The following is a 25,516-nucleotide window of genomic DNA, read 5'->3' on the forward strand; positions in this document are numbered from 1 at the left end:
AAATGCTGGGTATTGAAAGCAGTCTTCCGTCCGCGTCCCGCGCTTCTAAACGTCGTTCCTCCAAATCTTTTCGCCCCAGTCTGAAGTCCGCTTCGGGCCTGAAGATCAGCACCATGCTGATGATCTGCATGGGCTTGTTCATGGTCCTGATTGTGGCCGTGGGTGGCCTGGCGGCTTACTATCTGCAGCAAAGCGGCGATGCGCTGCGTACCATCAATCGCCAGGCGGATCGTTCGGTGCAGATTCTGCAGCTGAACAACAATATGATGGAAGCCCGCATCAGCCTGATGGGCGCCGCGCGTTTTTACCAGGAAGCCGGTATTGATAACGATCCGAATCTGGTGCAAAGCGCTGATAACGCCGTGATCATGGCGACTCAAAAGCTGGATGAGGTACGCAAGGCCTTTGCGGATATTCGTGCCAATATGCCGACCGAGCCGGAATTGCGTCGTCTGGCCATGGGGCTGGTCGCTTCCTACCAGGCTTATCTGGACGATGGTATCGAGCCCATGGTTCAGGCCTTGGAAACCCGTGACTACAGCACCTTTTACTTCGTCAGCGAAGGCTTTGGCGTGCTGCGTGCTGCTACCTTCCAGTTCCGTATTGAAGAGCTGAGCAAGTATTACAACGACCAGACCGATATCTTGCTGGAACAATCTGAATTGCAGACCAGCGTGGCCAATAGCGTGATTGGTCTGGGCTTGCTGATTGGCTTGGCCATTATTGTGGCGCTGCGTCTGGTGCTGGGTCGTACCGCTTTGGCTCCCCTGCGTGAAGCCGGTGTGCACTTTGACCATATTGCCAATGGCGATCTGACCAAGAAGATTACCTACCGTTCGGCCAATGAAGTGGGTGTTTTGTATGACGCCATGCGCCGCATGCAGCAAAGCCTGCAAGGTATTGTGCTGACCGTGCGCCAAGGTGTGGACGAGATTGCCTCGGGCTCCTCGCAGATTTTTGCGGGCAATACCGACCTGAGCTCTCGTACTGAACAACAAGCTGCGGCCTTGCAGGAAACGGCGGCCAGTCTGGAAGAGTTGGCCAGCACGGTGCGCCAGAACGCGGACAATGCTAGTCAGGCAGACCAGCTGGCGCATAACGCCGCCAAGGTTGCTCGCCAGGGTGGGGAGTCGGTCGGTGCCGTGGTCAACACCATGAACCAGATTTCTGCCCGTTCCGGACAGGTGGCTGATATCGTCAACGTGATTGACGGTATTGCCTTCCAAACCAATATTCTGGCCTTGAACGCGGCCGTGGAAGCCGCCCGTGCCGGTGAGCAGGGCAAGGGCTTCGCGGTGGTGGCGGGTGAAGTGCGCAGTCTGGCACAACGCAGCGCGCAAGCGGCCAAGGAAATCAAGGGCCTGATCGAAGCCTCGCAAAATGAAGTCCAGACCGGTACACAGCAAGTGGCCAGCGCGGGCGACATTATTCAGGAAGTGGTGCGTGCCGTGAATAGCGTGACCACCTTGATGAGCGAAATTTCCTCCGCCTCCCAGGAGCAAACCGCGGGTATCGAGCAGATCAATACCGCTGTGGCTCAAATGGATGCTGTGGTGCAGCAAAACGCATCACTGGTGGAAGAAGCAGCCGCTGCCGCAGGCTCCTTGCAGTCCCAATCCGAGACCCTGGCTGAGGCCGTGTCCCAGTTCAAGGTTCAGGAAGGCGATGTCATCGACATGGCCGAGCGCGACTACGATCGTTTGCGTTAAGCGCTTTGAGGGGAAAAACAGGCGCATGCCTATAGTTGAAATCCCCTAGAAAAACAGGGTCCGCGAGGGTCATGCTGCATGGCACAATAATTCTTTGCTTAATAGCCAGCAGAGACGCCCATGTCCTTCGCGATTCCCGGTGAATCCGTGGCCAAGACGGCGGTGCGCCAAAAGGCGCCCGGCATCTTGGCCTGGTTGATTGCTTACCCGCCTTTTGATCAGATGCAGGCGCAGCACTGTGATTACCTGATTGAACATAGCGAGCTACGTTTTTTTTCAGCCGGACAGGTGCTGTTGGAAGAAGGCGCGCGTGTGGACCAGCTCTACATTGTTCGCCAGGGCCAAATATCCAGCCAGGAACACGGTGAAACGCATGAATATGTGGAAGGGGACCTTCTGCCCGTGCGTGAACTGGTCTCGGGCCAGGCTTTGGACAGCGCCTACCAGGTGCAGGAAGACTGCTTTACCTTGTGCGTGGCCGGTGAAGCTGTTGCCCATCTGCTGACTATTAGCGAGCCATTTCGGGATTACTGCCTGCGCGGTACCAGCAGCCTGCTGGCCTCGGTCTGGCGTAGTGCCCAGAAAAGCGCCAGTGCCGACCTGGGGGCCAGCTATACGCTGGACATGAGTCTGCAGGCGTTGACGGAGCGTGGTTTGCTCAGCTGTTTGCCGGATTGTCCGGTCGAGCAGGCGGTGAAAGACATGCACGAGCGTCAGGTCAGCAGCATGGTGGTGGTCAATCCGGATCAGCATTTGCTGGGCATCTTTACCTTGCGAGACTTGCGCCGTCTGGTGGCGGGCGGCCAATACGACCCGACCCAGGCCATGTTCCAAGTCATGACACCGGACCCGGTCTGGCTGGCGCCACAATCCTCGGCCTTTGATGCCGCCTTGCTGATGGTGGAGCATCAGATCGGCCATATCTGTCTGGTTCAAGACCATAAAGTCGTGGGCATGGTGTCCGAGCGCGATGTGTTCTCCTTGCAGCGCGTGGATCTGGTGCACTTGTCGCGTGCCTTGCGCTGCGCCCAGGATGTGTCCGTGCTGGTGCGCTTGCAGGCGGATATCGGGCGGCTGGTGGATGCCATGCTGGCCCACGGTGCGCGTTCTGAACAACTGACCGCCGTGATTACGCGTTTGAACGACCACACGGTTCAGCGCACGATTGAATTGACCTTGCCCGGCTCCGGGCTGGACGGCATCGAGTTCTGCTGGCTGGCCTTTGGCAGCCAGGCCCGTGGCGAGCAAACCCGCCATACCGATCAGGACAATGGAATTTTGTTTGCCGCCCATTCGCACGAACAGGCCAAAGCCTACCGGGCCTTGCTTCTGCCTTTTGCCCGTCGGGTGAACGAGGCCCTGGACCGCTGCGGCATGGCCTGGTGTACCGGCAATATCATGGCCAGCAATCCGGATCTCTGTCTGTCCGAAGCCGAATGGCTGCATCGCTTCCAGATCATGATTGAACGGCCTGCGCCGGAACAATTGCTGGAGTCCACGATCTACTTTGATTGCCGCGCCATCTGGGGCCAGAGCAGTATGCTGCAACGCATGCAGCGTCGCGTGCTGGGCATGGTGAACGATAACCATGTGTTCCAGCGCATGCTGGCCCAAAGTACCTGTCAGACCCGTATTCCCAGCGGTAAAAAGCGCAGTCGCCTGGAAGCCTTGATGGGGCAGGGCGATGACAAGCTGGATATCAAGAAACAAGCCCTGGCCCCCATGGTTGATGTGCTGCGTGTACTGGCGCTGGCACATGGCTGCGAGCTGCCTTCTTCCATGGACAGGCTGGCCGTGCTGACCCAGCGTGGTGTCTTTACGGCGGAGGAATCAGAAGGCTTGTGCGAGGCCTACCGCTATCTGCAATTGCTGCGCTTGCAGCATCATCAAACCCAGCTGCAAGAAGGGCAGGAGCCCAATAATCTGGTGCGTTTGAGTGGCTTGGGAGCACTGGATGCACGTGTGTTGCGTGAGGCCTTGTCGCAAGTGCGTCGTGCGCAACGTATTCTGGCTTTCCGGTATCGCTTATGAAACTGCTTTCCTGGCTACCCTGGCGTCGAGCCTCTTTCGCTGCACGCAGCCCCTCCTTGTCCTGGAGCGGGGTGGATGAGCTGGCTTTGGACGAAGCGGCGTTTACCGTGCTGGATCTGGAAACCAGTGGTCTGGAACCCAAGCGCCACCATATTGTGCAGATGGGCGCTGTGCGACTGGAAAACGGCTCGATTGCCTTGGGTAATATCTGGTCCGGTCTGGTTCGTACCCACGGCGAGCGTAGCCCTGACAGCCTCTTGATTCATGAGATCAGTCCGCAGCAACAGCAAGAGGGCGAGCCTTTGCCGCAGCTGATGCGGGACTTTGCGCGCTATTCAGAAAACACGGTATGGGTGGCCTGGGACGCTGATTTTGATTTGGCGTTTCTGGACCGGGCCTGGCCGCAGGCCGGTCTGGAGCAGTCGCGGCCTTTGGCGCTGGATCTGGCCGAGCTGGCCGCCTGTGTACTGCCGGAATGGCGAGGCCGTCGCCTGGGTCTGGATGATTGCCTGAAGTACTGCGGTCTGCCGGTAAGCGACCGCCATGATGCCTTGGGTGATGCGCTGGTCAGTGCACAGTTGATGCAGCTATTGATTGGGCGCGCCCGGCAAAAGGGCGTCTTGACCATAGGTCAGGCCCGGCGCTTGATGCAGTCGCACAAGCAGCGGCAGGCCCACGCATTTTAAGAGCCTGCCAGCCCCAGAGCGACCCGCATCATGGCTTCGTAGCCGGAGTTGAACAGCTGGGTCAGGAAGGGCGTGGTTTGAGGGATGACCACGGTCAGCAAGGTCAGGCCTATGGTCAGGGTGATCGGGAAACCCACGGCAAAAATCGTCAATTGCTGGGCGGTACGGTTCAAGATCCCGAAGGCCAGGTTAATGGTCAGCAGCACAATAATCAGCGGCAAGGCCAGCAACATGCCGGACACCCACAGTTCGCTGCTCCAATCCAGCAAGGCACCCCAGCCATTGATGTTCAAGTCCGCGCCTATGGGCAGCACATGGAAGGTGCGCACCAGCACGCCCAGCAAGAGCAGGTGGCCGTTCAGGGCCAGAAAGGTCAGCACTGCAATCACGTTCAGCAGCCGCGACAGCACGGCTGTATTCGCGCCGGTAGCGGGGTCAAAAAATGAAGCAAAGGACAGACCCATTTGCAGGCCGATAAACTCGCCCGCCGTCTGTACCGCTGCAAACACGATGCGCATGGTCAAACCCAGCGCGACCCCGATGAACACTTGTTGGGCGGCAATCAGCAGGGCATCGTAAGAGGCCGTGGGCAGATCGGGCAGGGGCGGCAGCGAGGGCGCGACAATCAGCGTCAGGACAAAGCCCAGGCCCACTTTGGCCCGCTTGGGGATGGCGGACTCGCTGAAAAAGGGAACGGTGGCTAGCGTAGCCAGAATACGGATGAAGGGCCACAGAAAGGCATTGAGCCAGGCATAGAGCTGGGCGGAGTTCAGGTCGAGCACGGCAAGCCTAGGGCCTGTTCAGTGGGCAAGGCAGGGCGCTTTGCCAGTCACGGATTTGCGTACTCACGGAAAGCTCCTTGTTGCCGTGGCCAGTCTTAGTTGACCAGCCCGGGAATGCCACGCAAGAGGCTTTGCATGTAGTCGACCATATTGTTGATCAACCAGGGGCCCAGCAGCACCACCGTAATGCCCATGGCCAGCAGCTTGGGGATGAAGGACAGCGTCATCTCGTTGATCTGGGTGGCCGCCTGAAAAATACTGATGCCCAAACCCACTACCAGCACCACAATCAGCATGGGACCGGCCATGGACAGGGCCAGTTTCAGGGCGGTATAGGTCATGGACATGACGGTTTCGGGAGTCATGGCAGTCCTTTATTGGTAGAAGCTGCGAGCCAGGGAACCCAGCAGCAGATGCCAGCCATCGGCCAGCACAAACAGCATGAGCTTGAAGGGCAGCGAAATGGTCACGGGCGGGACCATCATCATCCCCAGGGACATCAGGACGCTGGCAATCACCAGGTCAATGATCAGAAAGGGGATGAAAATCGTAAAGCCGATCTGGAAGGCGGTTTTCAGCTCGCTGGTCACAAAAGCCGGCACCAGTACGCGCAAGGGCACATCTTCCGGGGATTCCAGTTCCGCCACGCCCGCCATATCGCCAAACAGTTTCAGGTCCGCTTCGCGGGTCTGGTGCAGCATAAAGGTTTTCAGGGGCTGGGCACCTTGCTCCAGTGCGGCCTCAAAGCTGATCTTGTTTTCCGACAAGGGCTTGTAGGCGTCCTGATACACCTGATCAAACACCGGCGACATCACAAAGAAAGTCAGAAACAGGGCCAGACCCACCAGCACGGTGTTCGGTGGTGCCGTACCCGTACCCATGGCATTGCGCAGCAGGCCCAGCACAATGATGACGCGGGTAAAGCCGGTCATCATCAGCAAGGCTGCTGGCAGGAAGGACATCATGGTCAGCATGGCCAGCGTCTGGATGCTGAGCGACCAGGTTTGCGAGCCGTTCGGACCTGCCGTGCTGGTAATGGCCGGAACTGCCTGGGCCCAGGCCTCGGCAGGCAGGAGCAGGCTGATCAGGGCCAGAAGCAGCACCAGGCCGATGCGCTGGGCGGGAGAGAGGAGTGCGGTCATGATGCGGTCAGCGGGGCGCACGGTGCTGGTCCAGATGGGCCTGGAAATCCGGCTCGGAGCCAGCAGGCGTCGTGGTGTGCAGCAGGCTGATCTGCTGAGGGGTGATGCCAATCAGAATTTCGCGGTCATCAATCTGGATCAAGGCCACGCTGCTGCGTGGCCCCAGGCGTTGGTTGTCCAGAATCTTGATGCGTTGCTGGTTTTTGTTTTTCAGCAGCCCGCCTCGGCGGGCAACCCAGGCTGCTGCCAGAATCAGGCCTACAACCAGCAGCAGGCTAAGCATGATTCTGACGAGCTGGGCTTGTTCCATGTTCTAGCGGCGGCCGTTCAGGCGCTGGATACGGTCCGATGGGGTCACGATGTCGGTGACGCGAATACCGTATTTATCATCCACCACGACCACTTCGCCTTGGGCGATCAGGTAGCCGTTCACGTAAATATCCAGCGGTTCACCGGCCAGACCGTCCAGTTCCACTACCGAGCCCTGGCCCAGTTGCAGAATATTCTTGATGGTCAGACGTGTGCGGCCCAGTTCCACCGACAGCTGGACGGGGATGTCCATGATCATGTCGATATCGGTTGTGGCGTTCGCCTGAGCGTGTTCCATGGGCGGGAACAGATTGCTGGCAGGGCTGGGTTCGTGCACAGGCGTGGCCGCGCTTTGCTCGGCCAGAGCCGAGGCCCAGTCATCCTCCAGGGGCTGTTCCAGTCCTTGGGCTTGGGTGCTGCTTTGGCTGCCAGCCTGTTGCTCAGCCATCGCGGCTGCCCAGTCGTCCTCGGGCGCAGACCGGTCGTTAGGGTTGTGAGGGTCGCTCATAGGGACTTACCTTTAGTCAAATCGCTGTCGTTGGTGGCCAAGATGTTTTCTACCCGCAAGGAGTAGCGGCCACCGGAAGTGCCGTAGTGGCATTCCAGAACCGGCACGCCATCCACGTGGGCCTCAATAAGGGTGGGGATTTCAATCGGCAAGACATCATTGGCCTTGAGCTGGGTCAGCTCGGCAATGGTCATGTCGATATTGACGAAGTTGGCAATCAGTTCGACCTCGGCGCTGCGCACTTGTCGTGACAGTTGCTGCGTCCAGCGCTGGTCAATGGCATTGGTACCTTTGTCCTGCAAGGGGCGGGTAAGCAGATCGCGCAGCGGCTCGATCATGGAGTAGGGCAGGCAGATATTCAGATTGCCGCCCTGGGCACCAAACTCGATATTGAAGGAGGTCACCACCACAATGTCGTTGCTGCTGCTGATGCTGGCAAACTTGGTGTGCATCTCCGAGCGCATGTACTCCGCTTCCAGCGGGTAGATGGACTCCCAGGCACCGCAGTAGCTCTCCAGGGTCAGGGTCAGCAAACGCTGGATGATGCGCTGCTCGGTCGTGGTGAAATCCCGGCCTTCGACGCGAGTGTTGTAGCGGCCATGGCCACCAAACAGGCTGTCGATGATCAGGAAGACCAGGTTCGGGTCGAAGGTAAACAGCGACACGCCGCGCAAGGGTTTCAGGGCAACCATGTTCAGGTTGCTGGGCACCGGCAGGTTGCGCTCGAAGTCCGAGTACTTCTGAATACGAATGGAGCCGACGGTAATGTCCGCGTTGCGGCGCATGAAGCTGAGCATGGTCGAGCGCAAGCGACGGGCAAAGCGCTCGTTGATCAGCTCCAGCGTCTGCATGCGGTGACGCACTACCCGGTCTGGCGAGGTCAGGTCATAGGCCCGTACGCCAGTCAGGTTTTCGTTCAAGGGCTTGGTGTCAGCGCCTTCGCCGGTAACACCGGCCAGCAGTGCATCGACTTCGTCTTGGGATAGGAAGCTCTGATACGACATTTATTGGATGACAAAGGCGGTGAACAGGACATCATTGATGTACGGTACAGCGGTGTTGGGCGCGTAGGGCTCTTTCAGGCCGGCGCTCAGCTGTGCAACCAAGGCTTGACGCCCTTCGGAAGTCTGGATGTAGGTGGGGCGCTGTTCAGCCAGAATCTTGAGCACGCGATCGCGCACCATGGGCATGTACTCCAGCAGCATGGAACGCGAGCCATCGTCCTGAACGCGCAAGGTAATGCCGACGTACAAGATACGCGAGCGGCCATTCTCGTTCAGGGTGACGGTAAAGGGATCGAGCGGCGCAAAGATGGGCTTGGCGTTGACCTTGACCACAGGCGGCTCGTTGGGGGCAGGGGCAGCTTCAACCGACTGGCCTTTTTCTGCCCAGGCCAACCAGGCAGGCGTGCTGCTTTGTTGCAGGGAGTAGTACAGCGTTGCGCCCACGCTAGCGGCGATAATAAACAGAACCAGCAGACCGGTTTTCATCAGGCGTGCAAGTTTGGTGGGTGCTTTTCGGGCCATGTGATGTGAGCGATGAATTTTCTAGCGTATTACAAACAGACAAACGCATGTCGGGCCTGAGCCTGACTGCATGCCTGAGCTATTGTGCCGGAGGTCAGGCAGGACAGGCCCGGCGAATAGACGCTGCTTTTCGAGCTTAATCATGCTTTTTGCCGGGCTGTCTGTGGGACTGTGAATCAGGCGAAGGTATCAACCAGCGCGTCGGGGTTCAGCGAGCGGGTGGCGCTGCTGTTCACCAAGGGGCCGGTCTCGTCAGCGGAAGCCAGGCCGTTCAGGCTGAAGGCGGGTTGATCGCCTTGGTTGCCCCTGGCGGCCAGTTGCTCGTGAAAGGCCTGGTGCGAGGCGTGCTGGTCGCCCACATCAGCCTGCCCCAGGGTCAGGCCACTTTCGGCAAACTGCTGTTGCAGCTGCTGCAAGGACTGTTCCAGGGTGTGGCGGACTTGAGCGTGGGGCGAGGTGATCATGGCGTGGGCCATGCCGTCCTGCATTTGCAAGGTAATGCGCAAGGGGCCCAGTTCGGGCGGATCCAGGCGAATATCGGCACTTTGAATGCCGCCCTGAGCCTGTTGGGCCAGAGTAATCATTTGACGACCCATGGCCGCACCCCATTCGGGGGAGTGAACCGGCGTGGCAATGGCCAGCGTCATGGGGCTGGGCAAGGCGGCCGGGCTGTTGGCCTGGATTGCACCGGGTGTGGCACCAAGCTGGGCCAGTAGCGAAGCATCCAGAGCGGGCAGATTCAGATTCACGCCTGCACGGGCATCTTCAGCAATTTGTCGGCCAAAGGCGGTCAGGGATGCCGAGGCTTCATCCATCAAACGCGTTGGGGACGAGGCCGCACTGGCGGCGATGCTGGCACTTGGCAGGTTGTTGTTCAGTATTTGTGCTGCGTTGGCCGCCGGTTTGCGAGTGGTAGTGGCTGCCAGCGGATTGCTGGTCTCAACGGCTTTAGGCAAGGCCAGCTCGGCGCTCAGATCAAGGTCGGCTTCGGCTTCAGCCGCTTTCAACGGTGCTGGCTGAGGCTGACGGCTGCTTAGCTCGGCGGCCAGATTCTGGCGCGTGTTGGCGGCAGTCAGCGGCAGTTTGCTCTCGGTTTGTGCCGCTTTGGGATCGACTTTGCTGTTCTTGATGGCCTGCACTTGCGACAGAATCGACAAGGCCATGGCAGGCAGGCCGCTATCGGCCGGGGCATCAGTGTCCAGCTCAAGATCGGTCTGATCGGCAAGCAGCAGGGCGGGGTCTTTGATCAGGGTATCCAGTTCGCTGGCGTCGGCCTGCTCGGCCACAGCGTCAGCCAGCTTGGGGCTGTCTGCGGGGGCCTGGGGTTTGGCGCTGTCCTGCTTGGCGGCTGCCGGTGTCTTGCCTGCCCCTTTGTTTTGCACCTGTTGCTGTTGCGTTTGCAGGTGCTGGGCAAAGCCTTCGTCTTTGGGCGCGTGCGCAGCCGCAGGCCCGGCCGTGTTGGTGGCGGGGGCCGAGGGTGCGGCAGGGGCCGCAGGTAAAACCGAAAGAGTGGGCGAAGTCATGGCGGCGCTTGTTTAATAGGCGGTCTGGCTACGGGTAAAGAGACGAGCAGCGATTTCATCGCTGTTACGTTGTTCCATTCTTTGTTGCTGGACTTGGTGGGTCTGGAGACGGCGGTCGATCAAGGTTTCATACGCTTTCAGGCGTTGCTGATGGCCATACCAGACCTGGCGTCCCTGTTCCATTTGCTCTTCCAGCGATTGGATAACACTATTTTGCTGGGAAATGGCCTGGTCCAATGTCACGATAAAGCGGCGGAAATTATGGTAGTTCGCCATGGTTACGCCGGTTTGGCCTACATCCAGCAGGCGCTGGGCGTAGTCCTGGCGATAGGTCTGCAACATTTCCAGCTGCGACTGGGCCGCATCGCGCTCCGTGCGCAGCTCCTGCAAATGGCGGGCTGCGTCATCCACATTGTTCTGACTGAGATCGACCAGCGTATGTAAAGAGGCGTTGGCTTTCATGGCTATTGCTCGCTATTTAAAACGGCGTTCAATTCATCAAAGGCGCGTGGCACGTCCACACGTTGCTGCATGCCCTGGCGCAGATAGGCTTCCAGCCAGGGGAAACGATCAATGGCCTGATCAATGGCAGGATCGTTGCCACGGGTGTAGGCGCCCACGGCAATCAGGTCGCGGTTGCGTTGATAGCTGGAGAGCAGGCCCTTGAAGCGGTGCACCATCTTGATCTGCTCCGGGTCCACAATGCTGGGCATGACCCGCGAGATGGAGGCTTCAATATCAATGGCCGGGTAATGGCCGGTTTCCGCCAGACTGCGCGACAGCACAATGTGGCCGTCCAGAATCGCGCGGGCCGAGTCGGCAATTGGGTCTTGCTGGTCGTCGCCTTCGGTCAACACGGTGTAGAAGGCGGTGATCGAGCCACAACGGCCTTGTGCATTGGGTTCGCCATTGCCAGCGCGTTCCACCAGAGCAGGCAGCTTGGCAAAAACGGAAGGAGGGTAGCCTTTGGTGGCAGGCGGCTCGCCAATCGCCAGGGCGATTTCCCGTTGCGCCATGGCATAGCGCGTCAGCGAATCCATGATCAGCAAGACGTTCTTGCCTTCATCACGGAAGAACTCGGCCAGGCGGGTGGCGTAGACCGCACCTTGCAAACGCAGCAAGGGTGAGACATCAGCCGGGGCAGCGACCACCACCGAGCGTTGCAGGCCTTCTTCGCCCAGGTTGTGCTCAATAAACTCTTTCACTTCGCGGCCCCGTTCACCGATCAGGCCCACGACAATAATGTCGGCCTGGGTGTAGCGGGCCATCATGCCCAGCAGCACACTCTTGCCCACGCCGGAACCGGCGAACAGACCCATGCGCTGGCCACGGCCCACGGTCAGCAAACCGTTGATGGCACGTACTCCTACGTCCAGCACCGTGTCGATGGGGCTGCGCTTGAGCGGGTTGGGTGTGGTGTGGCTGAGCGAGACGGACGCTTGCGCGTCGATCGGGCCCAAACCGTCCAGAGGATTGCCACTGCCATCAACCACGCGACCCAGCAAACCGGGGCCGACAGGGACATGGCGCGAACGGGCCTGGGCGGGCAGGCTGTCGGGCTGATCTGAGTCGGGTAGCGGAACCGGCGGCTGCAATTGAGCCTCAACCGGCACAACACGTGCACCGGGAGGCAGGCCGGAGATTTCGCTCAAGGGCATCAGATACAGGGACCGGCCCTCGAAACCCACGACCTCGGCTTCAGCCCAGATGTTTTGCGCGGCAGACAGTTCCACCTTGCAGGCAGCCCCTACCGCCAGCTTCAAACCCGTCGCCTCCAGTACCAGACCGGTGGCGCGGACAACGCGGCCACTGCGCAGGCTGGGCTCAATGGCCTGGACCCGTTGCTGTGCGGACAGCATCTGGGCGCGCCAGCGTTCGGGGGAGGAGGCCAAAAGGGGCGTTGCCATCAGGGCTCCGAGGGAACGGGCAAGCCCAGGCTGGCCAGGGCTCGCTTCCAGCGGGTGGCAAAGGTGGCGTCAATATCGCCGTAGCTGGAACGGACACGGCATTCACCGCGTTGCAGTTGGGGGTCTTCTTGCAGACGCCAGGCGCGGGGTTCGCCTTGTTCAATCAGAAACTCGCGCACCAGGCTGATGTCGTCCGGGTGCAAGGTCAGTTCCAGGGCGCCGGTGTCGCCCGGATCACTGCGCAGCACCTCGGCCACCAGATCGCGAATGCGGCTGGGCTCGGTCTTGATGGTGCTTTGCAGGACATGCTCGGCAATGCGCGTAGCCAGCTGAATCAGGGATTGGCCCATTTCCTGATCCATCAACTCGATGGATTGGGCGCAGTTCTGATTCAGGGCGACAAATTCCTTGATGTACTGGTCGATCTGTTCCTGAGCCTTGGCCATACCGGCTGCCATTCCGGCTTCATAGCCCTGGGCATGGCCGCTTTCCTTGCCAGCGGCCAGACCGGAGGCGTGGCCCTGGTTGTAACCGGCCTGATAGCCCTGGGTATGACCTTCTTCCTGGGCCTGGGTGCGCTGGTTTTCCAGATCGCGCTGCAGCTCTTCCTGGGTAGGAGGGACGAACTCGGGTTCTTCCGGTTCCGGAGCGACAACAGGATCATCCAGCCCCTGCATTTGCCAGCGGCTCCAGCTTTCCTGAAGTTCCGAATAGGCTGAGGCTTTACGGTGGCTGGACATTTACAGGCTCCCGCGCAGGCGGTTCGTGCCTGGGCACAAGGTCGTAACGGCTTGGACGGGCAGGAGCTGCCCAAACGAGGCCGTCTTAGACATACTCGTCCCCACTCAGGCCGCCCAGCGTAATCTGACCGGCTTCGGCCAGACGACGGGCCACCTGCACAATGGCTTTCTGTTCCTGTTCCACTTTGGACATGCGGATCGGGCCTTGGGCGTCGATGTCTTCGCGCAGCATTTCGGCGGCACGGTTGGACATATTGCGGAAGAACTTGTCGCGCAATTCTTCGGGTGCGCCTTTCAGGGCAATCGTCAGTGCAGAGGTCTCGATTTCCTTGAGCAGCAGCTGGATGGCAATGTCTTCCACGTCGGCCAGGTTCTCGAACACGAACATCTCGTCCACGATGCGTTGGGTCAGATCCGAATCCATGCTGCGCAGGCTGCTCAGGACGGACTCCTCAAGGCTGGCGTTCATGTAGTTCAGCATTTCCGCTGCCGTACGTGGGCCACCCATCTTGCTGCGTTTGGCCCCCTGGCCCGATAGCATGCCGTTCAGCACTTCGGTCAGCTCGTTCAGGGCAGTGGGTTGCACACCACCAAACGTGGCAATACGCAGGACCACGTCATCGCGCAAACGATCCGGGATGAAGCCCAGAATGTCAGCCGCGCGATCACGCTCCAGATGCACCAGAATGGTGGCAATAATTTGCGGGTGCTCGTCGGCAATCAGCTCGGCCACGCTGGACGCATCCAGCCAGTTCAGGGCATCAATACCACTGCTGGAGCCTTCGCTGTTTTCCAGCAGGTCTTCGATCAGACCAGCGGCTCGGTCCGAGCCCAGAGCCTTGTTCAGTACGGAACGGATGTAGGCATTGGAGTCCAGCGCCACAGCCATGAACTGGTCGGCCTCCTGGCGAAAGCTCTCCAGAGCCTCGTCCATATCGGCACGGGTCAGTTGCTTCAGGGACGCCATGGCGGTACTCAACTGCTGTACTTCGCGAGGCGAGAGGTGGCGGAACACCTCGGCGGCGGCATCTTCCCCCAGGGACATCATCAAAATCGCACTGCGTTCGATGGAATCGTCCGGTTTAGCCGTTTTCATTTTTTTCATCTTTGTTCAACCAGGAGCGCAACACCATAGCCACAGCGCGTGGGTCATCGTGAGCCATCGTGCGGGCGGTGTTCAGATTCTCTTCGTAGCGGCTCATCTCGGCAGCGCGCTGTTCGGCTGCCTGTTCGCGAGCGGATTCCTCTTTCTGGCGCTCGACGCGGGCGTCAGCCACCGCCTTGGCCTGGATCAGGCCCTGGATGATGGGGTTGATGACGATGCGCCACGCCATGAACAGAATGAATGCAAAGACGACATACTTGACCAGTTCCATGGCGAGCTCGCGGTACTCCGGATTTTTCCAGAAGGGGGTATCAATATCGCCTTGCTCGTTGAACTGTCCGTTCACCACGCTCAGGCTATCGCCTCGATCAGCCGAATAACCAACGGCCTGTTTGACCAGATCGCTGATCTTGTCCAGTTCTTCCTGGTCCAGCGGCTGGTTGTCCTTGTCCGTATTGCGGTAGTTCACCACCACGGCCACCGACAGGCGGCTTAGCTGGCCCAAGGGACCTTTGACGTGGCTGATGGTGCGATCCACTTCGTAGTTCACGGTGGAGTCGTTACGCGCATTGCCGGTGTTTTGCAGCAGACGGGCTTGCTCGGCCAGGGAAACCAGCGAAGGGTCCGTACCGGCAGCCGTTGCGTTCGCGGCATTGGCCGTTTGTGCGGCTGCATTGGCCGGGTCCGTGGCCGGAGCAACAGGTGCCTGGGGCTGATTCGGTGCCGCAGGCGGGTTCACCAGGTTGGCGGTGGCGTTGTTGGGAGCCTGATTGCTCAAGGCACCGGGCACGCCCTGGGGCTGTTGCGGGTTGCGTTGCAGCGACGAGCTGGTCTGCTGGCTGCGCACCGCGGCCTGACCGGGTTGCTGGTTGGGCTTGTAGACCTCGGAAGTCTGCTCGCGGCGCGAGAAGTCCACTTCAGCCGTCACCTGGGCGCGCACGTTGCCAGCACCGACCAAGGGGTTCAGCAAGGTCAGAATGCGCTGGACGGCGCGGTATTCAATGTCGTTTACAAAATTGCGCTGCTGATTATCTGCACCCATCTCGCCAGTGGGCGCCGTCAGCAGGCGGCCGTTCTGGTCAATGATGGACACCTTGTCGGCATGCAGATTGGGCACGCTGGAGGAGATCAGCCAGCTGATGGCGGAAACCTGGCCTTCGCTCAGGTCACGGCCCGGATACAGGGTCAGCACGACCGACGCAGTTGGGGACTGGCGATCGCGCACAAACAAGGTTTCACGCGGCATGGCCAGGTGAACACGCGCTTCCTTGACGGCATGCACGGCCTTGATGGAGTTGGCCAGCTCGCCTTCCAGGGCGCGCTGATACGTCACTTGTTCGGTGAACTGGCTGGCACCAAAGCGGCTTTGATCCAGCAGCTCGAAACCGGCATTGCCACTGCGCGGCAAGCCTTGCGAGGCCATTTGCATGCGCACATCGTGCACACGATCCTGCGGCACCAGAATGGCAGTGCCGTTGCTGTTGAACTGGTAGGGCACGTTCATCTGGCCCAGGGCCGAGACAATCGCACCGCCATCGCGGTCGTCCAGATTGGAGAACAGAACCTGGTATGTAGGGCCGCGGCTCCACAGCAAGAGGGCGACAATCAGAGCAATCAGTGCGGCACCCAGCCCGATCAGCGCTACCTTGGGCAAGGCGCGCAGCGTGTCGTAGCCAGGAAGTTTATTCAGCAACTGTGCTGTCTGACTCATGGGCGAGGCAGAGGCAGGGTTCTGCATGGAATCAGGGGAGTTCAAATCAGGACGTGCTCAGGCAGCATTAAGGAAAGGGCGGCGGGCATGAAAGAATCAGGCGCTTATACCGGCATACTGGCAATTTCTTGGTAGGCGGCCACTAAGCGGTTGCGTACCTGGACGGTGGCCTGAAAGCCAACGCTGGCTTTTTGCAGGTCAATCATCACGTCGTTCAAGGAAATTCCGGGCTCGCCCATTTCAAAGGCCTGGGCCTGGGCATTGGCCTCGTTCTGTGCCTGGGAAACCCGGTTCAGGGAGCGGGCCAGCTCGGCGGCAAAGCCACCCGGAGCGGCGCTGCTGGCCGAGGAGGACACAGAACTGGAAGCCCCGGCCGCTTGGGCGACGGCGCGCATCTGGGCCAAAAGGTTTTCAATGCTGGAAAGATTGGAAATCGACATATTCGCTTGCCAGAAAGTCAGGATGGGCCACGCGCACAGGTGCGGGCAGCTTGCCGTGCTTAATGTAACGTTTAGAACGCGAGGCTAAGCAGAGTATCTAAGCCCAAAAACAGGGGCTTTTCAGCCCTTATAAACAAGGGCATCAAGGTTTTGAGGCGTCGTGCAAGGTCTGCAAGGCTTGTGTGGCCTGGGGATGGCCTTGTTCCAGTGCGTATAGCCAGGCCAGCAATTCAGCTACGGCTTGATAAAGCTGAGGGGGAATATGACGGTCCAGATCCACCTGCATCAGCAGGCCGACCAGTTCGGGGGACTCGTGTACGTAAAGACCGTGCTCGCGGGCGGTCTCGACTATTTTTTCGGCCAAGGTGCCGTAGCCTTTGGCAACCACGCGCGGGGCCCCGTCCTTGGGGTCGTAGCGCAAGGCCAGGGCCTGCGGGCGATGGGTGGGGGAGTCATGACTCATCGGGCAGGTCCTGCGGCTGGGTCGTGTCGGCTTCAATCTGCAATTGGCTCAGGATCAGACCCTGGTCCTGCAAGCGCTCGCGCAAGGGCAGGCTGTTTTCGTCCAGATACGGTGCGGACTGATCGGCCTGAATATGGACCAGCAATTGCTGATTCAGGAGATTGAGCCGTAGTGTGATCGGCCCCAGTGTGGGCAGGTCCAGTTGCAGGGTGCTGGACCAGTGTTCGGTTTCGTCTTCCGACTGGGCTTCGTGACGTTGCACGCTCCAGTTCATGTCGGCATCCGGCCAGGCCTGACCCTGCCATTGCAGGCTCTGATGGGCCAGCGTATCCAGTTGCTGACGTACCAGCATGCTGTTGGCCGGGTCCTGGCTGCTGGCCTGGGTCTGGGTGTTGTGGCTTGCGCCAGTACTTGTTTCGGCTACAGGACGGTTCAGGTTTTGCGGCTCTTGCTGCAATTCACCCACGCTGCGTTGCCCAAAGTGCAGATCACTCAGGTGAGACTCGTAGAACAGCCCGCTTTGTTGCAGGGCCTGGGGCAGAGCCTGGGTGAAATGCTGGGCCAGGGCGGCGGTGCTGCCTGTGGGTAATGCGCTATGGGCTGCTGCGCCGGTCGCTGGCGTTCCTGCAGCGGGCATTCCTGCGGGTGCCCCTGTTCCGGAAGCATGGCTGCCTGCTGTCGTTGCACTGGCAGAACCCGCGTTTGCGCCACCTGTGGCCGTACTGCCGGGCAGGGGCAGGCGTTGCTGAGCCAGGGTTGCGATTGTGCTGGCGGTATTTTGTGCCGTGCCTGTGCGTCCCGCGGTCTGGATATCGTTGCCGGGGCGCGTGGATTCGTTGCCGTCTGCCTGCATCGTGGGACGGCCAGGCAACAAGGCCTGTCGTCCCTGAATAGCGGGGGCACGATCCGGGAAGTGTTCCAGCAGGGACAGAATCAGCTGGGCGGTGCGCCCTAGCGTGGTGGGTGCCGAGCTGGTAGTGGTCGTATTGGGGCCACGGGTATTCAGAGCCGGGTCAGTCGAGGTTTGGCCGCTTTGTGTGCGGATGTTCCGGCTATCGCGGCCCTGGGTGTGGGCGCGGGCCTGGTCTACGCTTTGGCGTTGATCGCGAGCCGTCTGGTTTTCGGCGCGATCGGGGCGTTGGCTGCCCGGTGTCTGGCTGATGGCGTCCGGGCGAGCGCCCGTGGCGATATTGCTTTGCTGTCCAGTGCTGATACCCAGAACGGCATCCAGCCGTTGAATAAGCAGCGTCCCCAGGGGGGAGGGGCCGCCTATGCTCATGGATGAACGCTAGGGCTGTAATACGCTTGCAAAACGGTTTGCTGGCGCTTCATATTGCCCAGCAGTGCACCCAGACGACCCAGTTCAGGGGTGGCCAGATGGCGGATCTGAGCATCGTCTTCCAGAATTTGGGTCAGCAACTGACGACGTGCCTGTTTTTCGGTAACAGACAGGTCTTCCATGTTCTTGAGCTTTTCCACGGCGAGTTGATAGTGTTCGGATTGTTCAAACACATCCTCCCAGCGTGCCGTTTGGGCAAGCTCCAGCATGTGACGGGTGATGCTGGCGATAATTTGATATTGATCGACGATCGGGTTAGAGGTATCGCTCATGTTCGTACCAGGCGCTAAAGGCGCAAAGGAGGTTGGAGGTGCAGGTCAGGAACAGAACCTGTCCCGCGAGCCCCGGAGTCAAGCTGGCTGCTTGGCACGTTGTGTATCAACATTGCTGCGCCAGGCATCGGCAATATCGGTCAGCAAACGCTCGGCCAGCGTCAGCTTTTCCGCGTCATTGCGAAGGTTGGCCAGCATCAGATTGTGCAAGATCAGGTCATAGGTAGCGACCAGATTGCGGGCCAGCTCTCCGCCCTTTTCGGTATCGACCGCCCTTTTCAGGCCGCTATCGACAATATCAATAGCCTTCGATAATGACTGCCCCCGCCCGGCAATATTGCCCTGTTCCATATGCAAGCGCGCTTGCAGCATGGCGGTGCGAGCACCGTTAAATAACAGGGTAATCAGATGTTCGGGGCTCGCGCTCAGGACCTCGGTTTCCAAGCCTACTTGGGCGTAGGCGCGGACCGATTGTTGGCCAAAGCGACGGGAAGGGGCAGGATAGCTCATAGGGGTTTATTTTCTGTCGTTCATATTGCCCAGCATGGACAGTTGCTGGCTCAAGTAGTTGCTGGTGCCTTGCATGCGGTTGATCATCACGTCCAGCTGGACGAACTGCTTGCGGTAGGCTTCCATCTTGTTTTCGATACGCTGATCGGCAGCATCATACTGATCCTGCAACTTTTTACCGACTTTTTCGGCGCCGGCCTGAGCATTATCAATACGGCCGTCTTTTTTGATGAAGTCGTCAGCGGCGGCTTGTACGCGACCAGCAACGCTGTTCTCGCCCACAAACATGTTCTTGACGTCCGCCATATTGGTTTTCAGGACTTCATTCAGCTTTTTTTCGTCCAGCTGCAAGTCGCCGGTCTTGGGATCGATATTGATGCCCAGACCCACCAGGGAGCGGATTTCGCCTTCGCCGGGCACAAAGCCCAGGGTGGCGTCACGCATGGCGTTTTGCGCTTCACGGGCCATGGAGTCGCCGGTCAGGGCTGCGCCCTGTTTCAGATCGACGTTGTAGGCCGTCAGGGCGCGAATCGACTTGTTGAACTTGTTGTAAGCCTCGACGTAGTCTTTCACCGCTTTGGCGGCCACGCCATCGTCTTTGGCAACGTCCACATTGATGGCCTCGTCACCGGCTTTGTTCAGCGTGATTTCTAGGCCTTCAATGGTGTTTTTCAGCGTATTGCTCTGGCTGGTGATGGCAATGCCGTTCACGGTCAGCTTGGCGTTCTGTGCCTTGGTCTGTTCAAAGCCGCTGGCAGCCGGGTCACTGGCATCAAAGTTCAGCAGATCGGCCAGATCATCATTGCCGTCCACACGAATCGAGCTGATCGAGGCGGCTTCACCTGTTGCACCGGCGGACAACTGCAAGCGGTAAGGCTCGTTCGGGTCGCCCGTATTGATGATGGTGGCTTTCATGCCCAGATCGGCGTCGGCATTGATGGCGTTCATCACGCCTTGCAAGGAGGTGTCCTGGCCCTTCATGTCCAGGCTGTGCTCTTTGCCATTGGCCAGGCGCACGGTAATTTTGCCGCCTTCTCCGATCGCGGTATCGCGCGATTCGTGGGCACCGGCTGTCAGCGTCTGACGCGTGGCCAGATTGTCGACCTTGATCACGTACTGACCGGGCGCTGCCTTGGAGTTGCCGGTCACTTTGATGTTTTCGCTATTGGCGGTGACTTTGACCGCGCCAAACGAGTCTTCCGAGTTCAGTGTCTTGGCGGCGGTTTGCAGCTCTGCCAGACTGCTTTTGAGCTGACCGTAGGCCGAGATCTTGTTGGTATTGGCCACCTGGCGGCTCTGGATGACAGCAAGGCTCTTCTTTTCCGTCTTGCGCAGATCTTCCAGCAGCTCGTCCAGCTTCAGACCTGAGCCCACGCCAATTGAAGAAATAGCCATATCAAATACTCCTGTAGTGTCCTATTTTGTCGCGAATGTGTCGCGCGCAAAGCCCATGTCAATGGGAAGTTTCGATGCCAGTTTGGTTTTTAAACCTTCACGCTGACCGCGTTGCCCTGCAACTGAACGATCATCTTGGCAATCTGGATAACCGCATCAGAAGGTACAGTGCGCAGTACCTCGCCGGTCTTGTTGTCCACAATCGAGACCACCAGACGCTGGGCCTCGTCGTCCATATTGAAGCGAATGCCGGTGGACCAGGCCTGCAAGGAGTTGTTGATCTGGTCCAGGGTGTCGTCCAGCGTGTTGACCATGCCAGGCACGGGTTCGCGCTTGTCGGGCCAGCGTTGCTGCAACTGGGTATCGGTACTGCTTTCCTTGATGGGGGTCACCGTAGTGGCCGCCGAAGGCGTAGGGGTGCCAGGGTTTTGCTCCACCGGGGAGGCCAGGGGCACCAAGGCCGTCGTTTGAGATGAAACTGAGCTGATCATGACATCACTCCAGAAGGGGCTTGGTGGCAGGCCTGCTCAATGGGGTGGGCTTGGCACCTGTAACGATCCAATTACGGCACCCACGTACGTATCTTTAGGAGGTATTTTGGTTTTTGCCCGCTCCAGGCCCGTTTAAAGCCTGAATAAGATGGCGAAAGACTGTTTGATTTGGGGACTGTCGGGCAGGGCTGGCAGGCAAAATAGCTCAATCTTTATTGTCCGGATTCGTGCCTGTCCATGCCTCGTTCAGAAGACGTCCTGGTTGAGCAGTACGCCCCATTGGTGCGCCGCCAAGCGCTCCAGCTCGTGTCGCGCCTGCCTCCCAGTGTCGAGCTGGATGATCTGATGCAGGCGGGCATGATGGGCCTGCTGGACGCCGTGCGCCGGTATCAGGTGGTGGCTGAGGCCCAGTTTGAGACCTATGCCGTCACCCGAATCCGCGGAGCCATGCTGGACGAATTGCGCAGCCAGGACTGGCTGCCGCGTAGCGTGCGCTCCAAAGCGCGCCAGATCGAAGTGGCTGTCAGCGCCTTGCGTCAGGAACTGCTGCGCGAGCCTACCGAGCCGGAAATTGCCGAAGCGCTGTCCATGAGCATGGACGATTACTACGAATTGCTGGATGAAGCGGTTGGCGTGCAGGTGATTCACTACGAAGACCTGAAACGTCATGCGGATCCCTCCGCCGATGCGCTGGAGTTTCTGGAAGACAGCACGCGTGAACAGGCTTATTTCGACAATCCCCTGAACCTGCTGACTTCCCAGGGTCTGCGACAAGCCCTGATTACCGCCATCGACCAACTGCCCGAACGTGAAAAACTGCTGTTCGCGCTGCAATTCGAGCAGGACCTGAACCAGAAGGAAATTGCTCTGGTGCTGGGCGTGACAGAAGGGCGTGTATCCCAACTGCGCAGCCAGGCCGTGGCCCGTATCCGCGCCAGTCTGGCGAAAGACCAGTGGGATGCCATTTCCGATAGCGCGGAATTTCAGGTGCTGTTGTAAGCCTGCGCTGGCGGGCTGCCAACTTTTCCCTTTTACAACTGATATAAGAGGAGCCTTTTTGGCTCTTGTGTGCTTTCGACGGTCTGATGCTAAAATGGCTCTAAATTTATAGCTTTTTTAGGAGCTGTTATGGATGCGATCTACGCTGATTATTCTATTAGCATGTCCGAGTTCAAGAAGAACCCGGCACAGGTATTGCGTACGGCTGGAGAAAAGCCGGTTGCCGTGTTGAACCATAACCGGCCTGCCTTTTATATGGTGACGCCTCGCTTGTTTGAGGCCATGGTCGAGGAAATGGCCAACCGTGATCTGGATGAGCTGGTGCGTCGACGGCTGGCCGTCAAGGATACGGCGGTCGAGGTTGATCTTGAGCAGCTCTGAGCGGCAGCCCACCAAATACACACTAAAGTTCTTGCCTGAAGCCTTGCAGGAGTGGGGGCGGCTGGATGGGAGTGTGAAAACTACCTTCAAGAACCTGCTTCGCAAACGTCTGGACGCACCGCATGTCCCGGGGTCTGCATTGCGGGGGATTTGCAGCATTGCTACAAAATCAAGCTGCTCAAGCAGGGCTATCGTCTGGTTTATACGGTAGAGGACGATGTATTAGTGGTCTTGGTGCTGGCGGTGGATAAGCGCGAGGATATGGCGGCTTACCGTGCGGCCGTGCAGCGCTTGAGCGAAGACCTGGAGCGCTGAAGGAAATCGTTTGGTGCCGTGTTGAGTACGCTTGGTTTGAAAATCTGGCCTTTCCTGCAATTCATCTGCAGGAAAGGCCAGATTTGTTTTAACGATAGTCCTGCTGGAAAGCAGTTTTTACCGCCTGAAGCTGTGTCCGGTTGATGTTGGCCTTGATCTTGAACAGGCCCGCTGTTTCAACGGTTTTTTCTGCGTCCAGGAATTCCAGGACGGGTTTGTAGAACTCGCGGTTCCAGAAGTCATGGATGAAGATCCGTGCCGAGGCCGGGTCTCCTTTTTTCAGCACGTAGTCGATACTTTCCAGCGTGCTGGCCACACGGAAACGGCCATCGACCAGAATCAGGTCAAAGGGCAGGTCCTGGGTGTGGATGGAGCGGCTGTAGTCCGGGAATTGATCCGCCGCACGCAGGTCCACGGGGTAGCCCCATTCTTTGGTAGGGCCAATGTCCACATGATTGACCTTGCAGGCCTCTCCCACTTCAGCGTGCAGTTGTTCCAGCCAGCGGCGGTCGCTTTCTACGCCATGAACGTTCAGGCCCATGCTGGCGGCCAGCTTGGTGGAGCCGCCACTGCCAAACTCGTAGTAATGCTGGGCCTGATCCAGGCAGGATTCAAAAAACTCGATCTCGGCGGAGGTCATGGCCGGGATGTTGGGAATCGTCATGCTGGGCAGGTTGCGCAAGCGGGCCTGCTTCAGGTATTCCTCGGCCTTGGGGTGCTGGTGCTGCGTCAGCAAACGCTGGGCGTAGTCGTGAGCCCCGAAGTAGGCGTGCAGAATAAAGGCCAGTTTTTCCAGCCGCTCGATGGGCAGGTCTTGCGTGTTGCGGGGCAGGAACAGCGCAATGGCCGAATGGGTGCGGCTGCCGCTGTGGCTTTCCTTGAGCTGCTCGTCGGTGTAGCCGCTTTCGCAATCGAAGGCCGTGAGTGTGTAGAACTCCAGGCCATGCGGTGCCAGCAGGTCGCGAGCTTGCGACAAGTCCAGCTGCTGCGCATCACCTGGCGCAAAATGCACTTTGATGGAAACCGCCAGGGTTTGTTCCAGCGTCTGAGCGGCATTGCTGAGCAGGGCGCGGTTGTCGTAGTTGTCGGCCAGCATCAACCAGTCAATCGGCGCATCCCGGTCCAGGTCATCTAGTCGGATAGAAGGTAGGTCAAACTGAGCCAGCTCCGGGCTGGCATTGAGCACAGGCGGCAAGGTGCCGCTTTGCCGGTTGTCCATGCGAGCCTGGAAATTGACGGCGCCGCCATGCCCCAGCACGGCTTGCTGAACGATTTGTAGCCGGTTGCGGTTCAAGGGCAAAAGCAGGTCCTGCGTGGTCGCTGCTGGATCAAAGCAAATCAGATGCAAGGCCCCGGTTGCGTAGAGCTGCTCGAACTTGGCGTCCTGAACCAGACGTGCACCATGGTCGATCACAACGACTGGGCTGGTCAGCTCGAAACTGAAGTCCTGTTTGGCATCCGCTTCCTGCAAGGGCACGGCAAGCTGGGCGCTGTCCTGGTCCTCAAAACGAACCTGGTGGTCTGCCTGGATATGGAGGGCGGCAGGAGCGGCACCCTCGCAATGACGCTGCCAGATCGCCCGCAATCCCTGACGCAAGGACTGGGCAAACGAGTCGTGATCGCAGACCGGGGAGTTTACGAATACCTGGCGCATTTCACTGCGCAAGGAGGCCAGCAAAGCATGATCCTGAGCCAGCAGGCAGGCCAGGGATACGTAGTGATCCCAGGACTGCGCAACCAGCTGCGGATAGCCCGCGTTACTGACGTGGCTGGTGGAGTGGCGGCTGGCAAAGGTGGGGCCGGGCAGGGTAATGACCGGCACACCCATCAACATGGATTCCAGCGTGGTCAGGCCACCGGAGAAGGGCCAGGGGTCCAGAGTAATATCTACGCGGTTATAGGTTCTGAGCAGTTCGCGGTGATTGGACTGGCCTTCAAAATCCAGACGCTCGGGATCAATGCCTTGAGCCTGGAAACCGTCCTGGATGCGCTGCTTGAACTCGTCGCCTTCGTACAGGGAGCCTTTGAGCAGCAGGCGTGCATCGGGCACGGCTTTCAGGATAGTGGCCCAGGCCTGGATGGTAGGCTCATTGATCTTGTTGGCATTGTTAAAGCAGCCAAAGGTAATGTGGCCATTTTCGCCAAGTGGAGCCGGACCAACTTCGGGTACGTAGAACGGTGGCATGTAGCTGATGTAGCCGTTGGGCATGCGAATCAGCTTTTCGCTGTAATCCGAATCGCTTCCTTCCGGGCTCTCGAAACGATCCGAGATCAGGTAGTCGATATAGTCCAGGCCCATGGAGTTGTTCAGTCCGCCTACCCATTTGACGATGAGCGGGGCGGGCTTCATGGACAGCATGCGCAGCCGCGTACCTTTGTGATAGCCGCTCATGTCGATCAGGATATCAATCCGGTCACGGCGAATTTGCTGATTCAGCTGCTCGTCGCTCAAGGCGGCGGCTTCGCGCCAGGCGTGGCAATGCTCTCGCAACTGTTCAGTCAGATCATCGGGCTTGTCGGTGCTGCTGTAGGCATACAGCTTGAATTCCTTTTTGGACAGACGAGTCAGCGAGCCACTGGTCATGCGGGTGACGGGGTGGTTGCTGAAGCCGTCAGACAGCAGGCCGATGCGTAGCGTGCGGCCCGCGATACGGCGTGTGTCCGCGGCAGCGTGCAGGGTATAGGCAAAGCGCTTTTGCCACTCCTGTTGCAACTGGCGTATAGCGGCCAGATCCAGACTCGGGTTGAAGTGCTCATCGGTGATGACCTTGCCCAGAATCAGATCATTTTTGGGGTCCAGGCGATGGGCCTGGCGCAGCAGCTTGCGCGAGCCTTCCAGGTCACCGCGTTTTGCATGTAGCTCGGACAGCTTGAACACGGCCACGGCGCTGGGTTTTTGTTTGATTTCTTCTTCCAGCAAAGCCTGGGCGGCCTTGTAGTCCCGGCAAGCCACGTAGACGTCCACGGCCAGATCGCGCGCGGCCAGATCTTTTTTCAGTTTGAGCTGGGGCAGGTAGTTGCGCGCATCCTGGGGGCGTTTTTCGTTGATCAGCGCCTTGATGATGAGCGACAGGCTGGCCTGATGCTCGGGGTGTTGGGCAAGCAGCTCCTCCAGAACAGAGATGGCGGCAAAGAACTGGCTGCCATTGAATAATTGGAGTGCGTCTTGGTAGCGCGTATCAGGGGACACGGGGCGGTCAGAGGAGGACATGGCGTGATAGAGGTCTGAAGT

27 protein-coding genes are annotated in these 25,516 nt (G+C 59.1%); 6 read left to right on the forward strand and 21 right to left on the reverse strand.

Features of this window, described 5'->3' with window-relative positions:
• Positions 1-2: 2 nt before the first annotated feature.
• The 3 genes from DUD43_RS06145 to DUD43_RS06155 all read left to right on the forward strand — a co-directional run bounded on the left by DUD43_RS06145 (position 3) and on the right by DUD43_RS06155 (position 4,426).
• The gene (locus tag DUD43_RS06145) at positions 3-1,709 is read left to right on the forward strand and encodes a methyl-accepting chemotaxis protein (RefSeq protein WP_153229558.1); all 1,707 of its coding nucleotides are present in this window, start codon (positions 3-5) and stop codon (positions 1,707-1,709) included.
• A gap of 120 nt (positions 1,710-1,829) precedes the next feature.
• Entirely contained in the window at positions 1,830-3,740 is a 1,911-nt protein-coding gene (locus DUD43_RS06150) for a DUF294 nucleotidyltransferase-like domain-containing protein (RefSeq protein ID WP_153229559.1), read from the forward strand.
• Positions 3,737-4,426, forward strand: coding sequence for a PolC-type DNA polymerase III (locus tag DUD43_RS06155; RefSeq protein ID WP_153229560.1), 690 nt, complete (start codon positions 3,737-3,739; stop codon positions 4,424-4,426). Before DUD43_RS06150 ends, DUD43_RS06155 begins: the two co-directional genes overlap by 4 nt.
• On the opposite strand, the gene fliR is transcribed toward DUD43_RS06155, so the two are convergent.
• The 20 genes from fliR to DUD43_RS19105 form a co-directional block, all read right to left on the reverse strand.
• A complete protein-coding gene (gene fliR / locus DUD43_RS06160; protein WP_153229561.1) occupies positions 4,423-5,208 on the reverse strand; it encodes a flagellar biosynthetic protein FliR in 786 nt (261 codons plus the stop codon). The two genes, DUD43_RS06155 and fliR, sit on opposite strands and share 4 nt — an antisense overlap.
• A 95-nt stretch (positions 5,209-5,303) precedes the next feature.
• Positions 5,304-5,573: a flagellar biosynthesis protein FliQ gene (fliQ, locus tag DUD43_RS06165; RefSeq protein ID WP_153229562.1), complete on the reverse strand. Its 270-nt coding sequence runs from the start codon at positions 5,571-5,573 to the stop codon at positions 5,304-5,306.
• Positions 5,574-5,582: 9 nt separating this feature from the next.
• Entirely contained in the window at positions 5,583-6,350 is a 768-nt protein-coding gene (gene fliP / locus DUD43_RS06170) for a flagellar type III secretion system pore protein FliP (protein WP_228125911.1), read from the reverse strand.
• Positions 6,351-6,357: 7 nt separating this feature from the next.
• Positions 6,358-6,633, reverse strand: a complete 276-nt coding sequence (fliO, locus tag DUD43_RS06175) for a flagellar biosynthetic protein FliO (protein ID WP_153229564.1) — start codon at positions 6,631-6,633, stop codon at positions 6,358-6,360.
• 30 nt (positions 6,634-6,663) lie between these two features.
• Complete coding sequence (gene fliN / locus DUD43_RS06180; RefSeq protein WP_153229565.1) at positions 6,664-7,167, reverse strand: flagellar motor switch protein FliN; 504 nt, start codon at positions 7,165-7,167, stop codon at positions 6,664-6,666.
• The gene (fliM, locus tag DUD43_RS06185; RefSeq protein WP_153229566.1) at positions 7,164-8,171 is read right to left on the reverse strand and encodes a flagellar motor switch protein FliM; all 1,008 of its coding nucleotides are present in this window, start codon (positions 8,169-8,171) and stop codon (positions 7,164-7,166) included. Before fliM ends, fliN begins: the two co-directional genes overlap by 4 nt.
• Complete coding sequence (locus tag DUD43_RS06190) at positions 8,172-8,657, reverse strand: flagellar basal body-associated FliL family protein (protein WP_228125912.1); 486 nt, start codon at positions 8,655-8,657, stop codon at positions 8,172-8,174. It lies immediately after the preceding gene.
• A gap of 212 nt (positions 8,658-8,869) precedes the next feature.
• Positions 8,870-10,216: a flagellar hook-length control protein FliK gene (locus DUD43_RS06195; protein WP_228125913.1), complete on the reverse strand. Its 1,347-nt coding sequence runs from the start codon at positions 10,214-10,216 to the stop codon at positions 8,870-8,872.
• Positions 10,217-10,228: 12 nt separating this feature from the next.
• Complete coding sequence (gene fliJ / locus DUD43_RS06200; protein ID WP_153229568.1) at positions 10,229-10,678, reverse strand: flagellar export protein FliJ; 450 nt, start codon at positions 10,676-10,678, stop codon at positions 10,229-10,231.
• 2 nt (positions 10,679-10,680) lie between these two features.
• Entirely contained in the window at positions 10,681-12,123 is a 1,443-nt protein-coding gene (gene fliI / locus DUD43_RS06205) for a flagellar protein export ATPase FliI (protein WP_409049744.1), read from the reverse strand.
• Positions 12,123-12,863, reverse strand: a complete 741-nt coding sequence (gene fliH / locus DUD43_RS06210; protein WP_153229569.1) for a flagellar assembly protein FliH — start codon at positions 12,861-12,863, stop codon at positions 12,123-12,125. Before fliH ends, fliI begins: the two co-directional genes overlap by 1 nt.
• Before the next feature lie 85 nt (positions 12,864-12,948).
• Positions 12,949-13,959, reverse strand: coding sequence for a flagellar motor switch protein FliG (fliG, locus tag DUD43_RS06215; RefSeq protein WP_153229570.1), 1,011 nt, complete (start codon positions 13,957-13,959; stop codon positions 12,949-12,951).
• Positions 13,946-15,679 carry a flagellar basal-body MS-ring/collar protein FliF gene (gene fliF / locus DUD43_RS06220; protein WP_153231557.1) on the reverse strand — a complete coding sequence of 578 codons (1,734 nt, stop codon included), beginning with the start codon at positions 15,677-15,679 and terminating at the stop codon, positions 13,946-13,948. Before fliF ends, fliG begins: the two co-directional genes overlap by 14 nt.
• 104 nt (positions 15,680-15,783) lie before the next feature.
• Positions 15,784-16,119, reverse strand: coding sequence for a flagellar hook-basal body complex protein FliE (gene fliE / locus DUD43_RS06225; protein ID WP_009458068.1), 336 nt, complete (start codon positions 16,117-16,119; stop codon positions 15,784-15,786).
• 142 nt (positions 16,120-16,261) lie between these two features.
• Entirely contained in the window at positions 16,262-16,582 is a 321-nt protein-coding gene (locus DUD43_RS06230) for an EscU/YscU/HrcU family type III secretion system export apparatus switch protein (protein ID WP_153229571.1), read from the reverse strand.
• The gene (locus DUD43_RS06235; RefSeq protein ID WP_153229572.1) at positions 16,572-17,861 is read right to left on the reverse strand and encodes a flagellar hook-length control protein FliK; all 1,290 of its coding nucleotides are present in this window, start codon (positions 17,859-17,861) and stop codon (positions 16,572-16,574) included. Before DUD43_RS06235 ends, DUD43_RS06230 begins: the two co-directional genes overlap by 11 nt.
• The gene (locus DUD43_RS06240; RefSeq protein WP_021446816.1) at positions 17,858-18,193 is read right to left on the reverse strand and encodes a flagellar protein FliT; all 336 of its coding nucleotides are present in this window, start codon (positions 18,191-18,193) and stop codon (positions 17,858-17,860) included. The genes DUD43_RS06235 and DUD43_RS06240 overlap by 4 nt, the downstream gene beginning before the upstream one ends.
• A gap of 78 nt (positions 18,194-18,271) precedes the next feature.
• On the reverse strand, positions 18,272-18,703 hold the full coding sequence (fliS, locus tag DUD43_RS06245) for a flagellar export chaperone FliS (protein ID WP_153229573.1): 432 nt from the start codon (positions 18,701-18,703) through the stop codon (positions 18,272-18,274).
• A gap of 6 nt (positions 18,704-18,709) precedes the next feature.
• Positions 18,710-20,098 (reverse strand): flagellar filament capping protein FliD, encoded by a 1,389-nt coding sequence (fliD, locus tag DUD43_RS06250; protein ID WP_153229574.1) that lies wholly within the window; start codon positions 20,096-20,098, stop codon positions 18,710-18,712.
• 89 nt (positions 20,099-20,187) lie between these two features.
• Complete coding sequence (locus DUD43_RS19105; protein ID WP_194273448.1) at positions 20,188-20,589, reverse strand: flagellar protein FlaG; 402 nt, start codon at positions 20,587-20,589, stop codon at positions 20,188-20,190.
• Between the two features lie 237 nt (positions 20,590-20,826).
• Between DUD43_RS19105 and DUD43_RS06260 the strand changes: the two genes are divergently transcribed.
• The 3 genes from DUD43_RS06260 to DUD43_RS19325 all read left to right on the forward strand — a co-directional run bounded on the left by DUD43_RS06260 (position 20,827) and on the right by DUD43_RS19325 (position 22,284).
• Complete coding sequence (locus tag DUD43_RS06260; RefSeq protein ID WP_153229575.1) at positions 20,827-21,588, forward strand: RNA polymerase sigma factor FliA; 762 nt, start codon at positions 20,827-20,829, stop codon at positions 21,586-21,588.
• 129 nt (positions 21,589-21,717) lie between these two features.
• Positions 21,718-21,969 (forward strand): type II toxin-antitoxin system prevent-host-death family antitoxin, encoded by a 252-nt coding sequence (locus tag DUD43_RS06265; protein ID WP_153229576.1) that lies wholly within the window; start codon positions 21,718-21,720, stop codon positions 21,967-21,969.
• Between the two features lie 150 nt (positions 21,970-22,119).
• On the forward strand, positions 22,120-22,284 hold the full coding sequence (locus DUD43_RS19325; protein WP_265588070.1) for a hypothetical protein: 165 nt from the start codon (positions 22,120-22,122) through the stop codon (positions 22,282-22,284).
• Positions 22,285-22,372: 88 nt separating this feature from the next.
• On the opposite strand, the gene DUD43_RS06275 is transcribed toward DUD43_RS19325, so the two are convergent.
• On the reverse strand, positions 22,373-25,495 hold the full coding sequence (locus tag DUD43_RS06275; protein WP_194273449.1) for a tetratricopeptide repeat protein: 3,123 nt from the start codon (positions 25,493-25,495) through the stop codon (positions 22,373-22,375).
• Between the last annotated feature and the right edge of the window lie 21 nt (positions 25,496-25,516).

This window comes from Alcaligenes faecalis (assembly GCF_009497775.1).
In the GTDB taxonomy this organism is placed as follows: Bacteria; Pseudomonadota; Gammaproteobacteria; order Burkholderiales; family Burkholderiaceae_B; genus Alcaligenes; species Alcaligenes faecalis_D.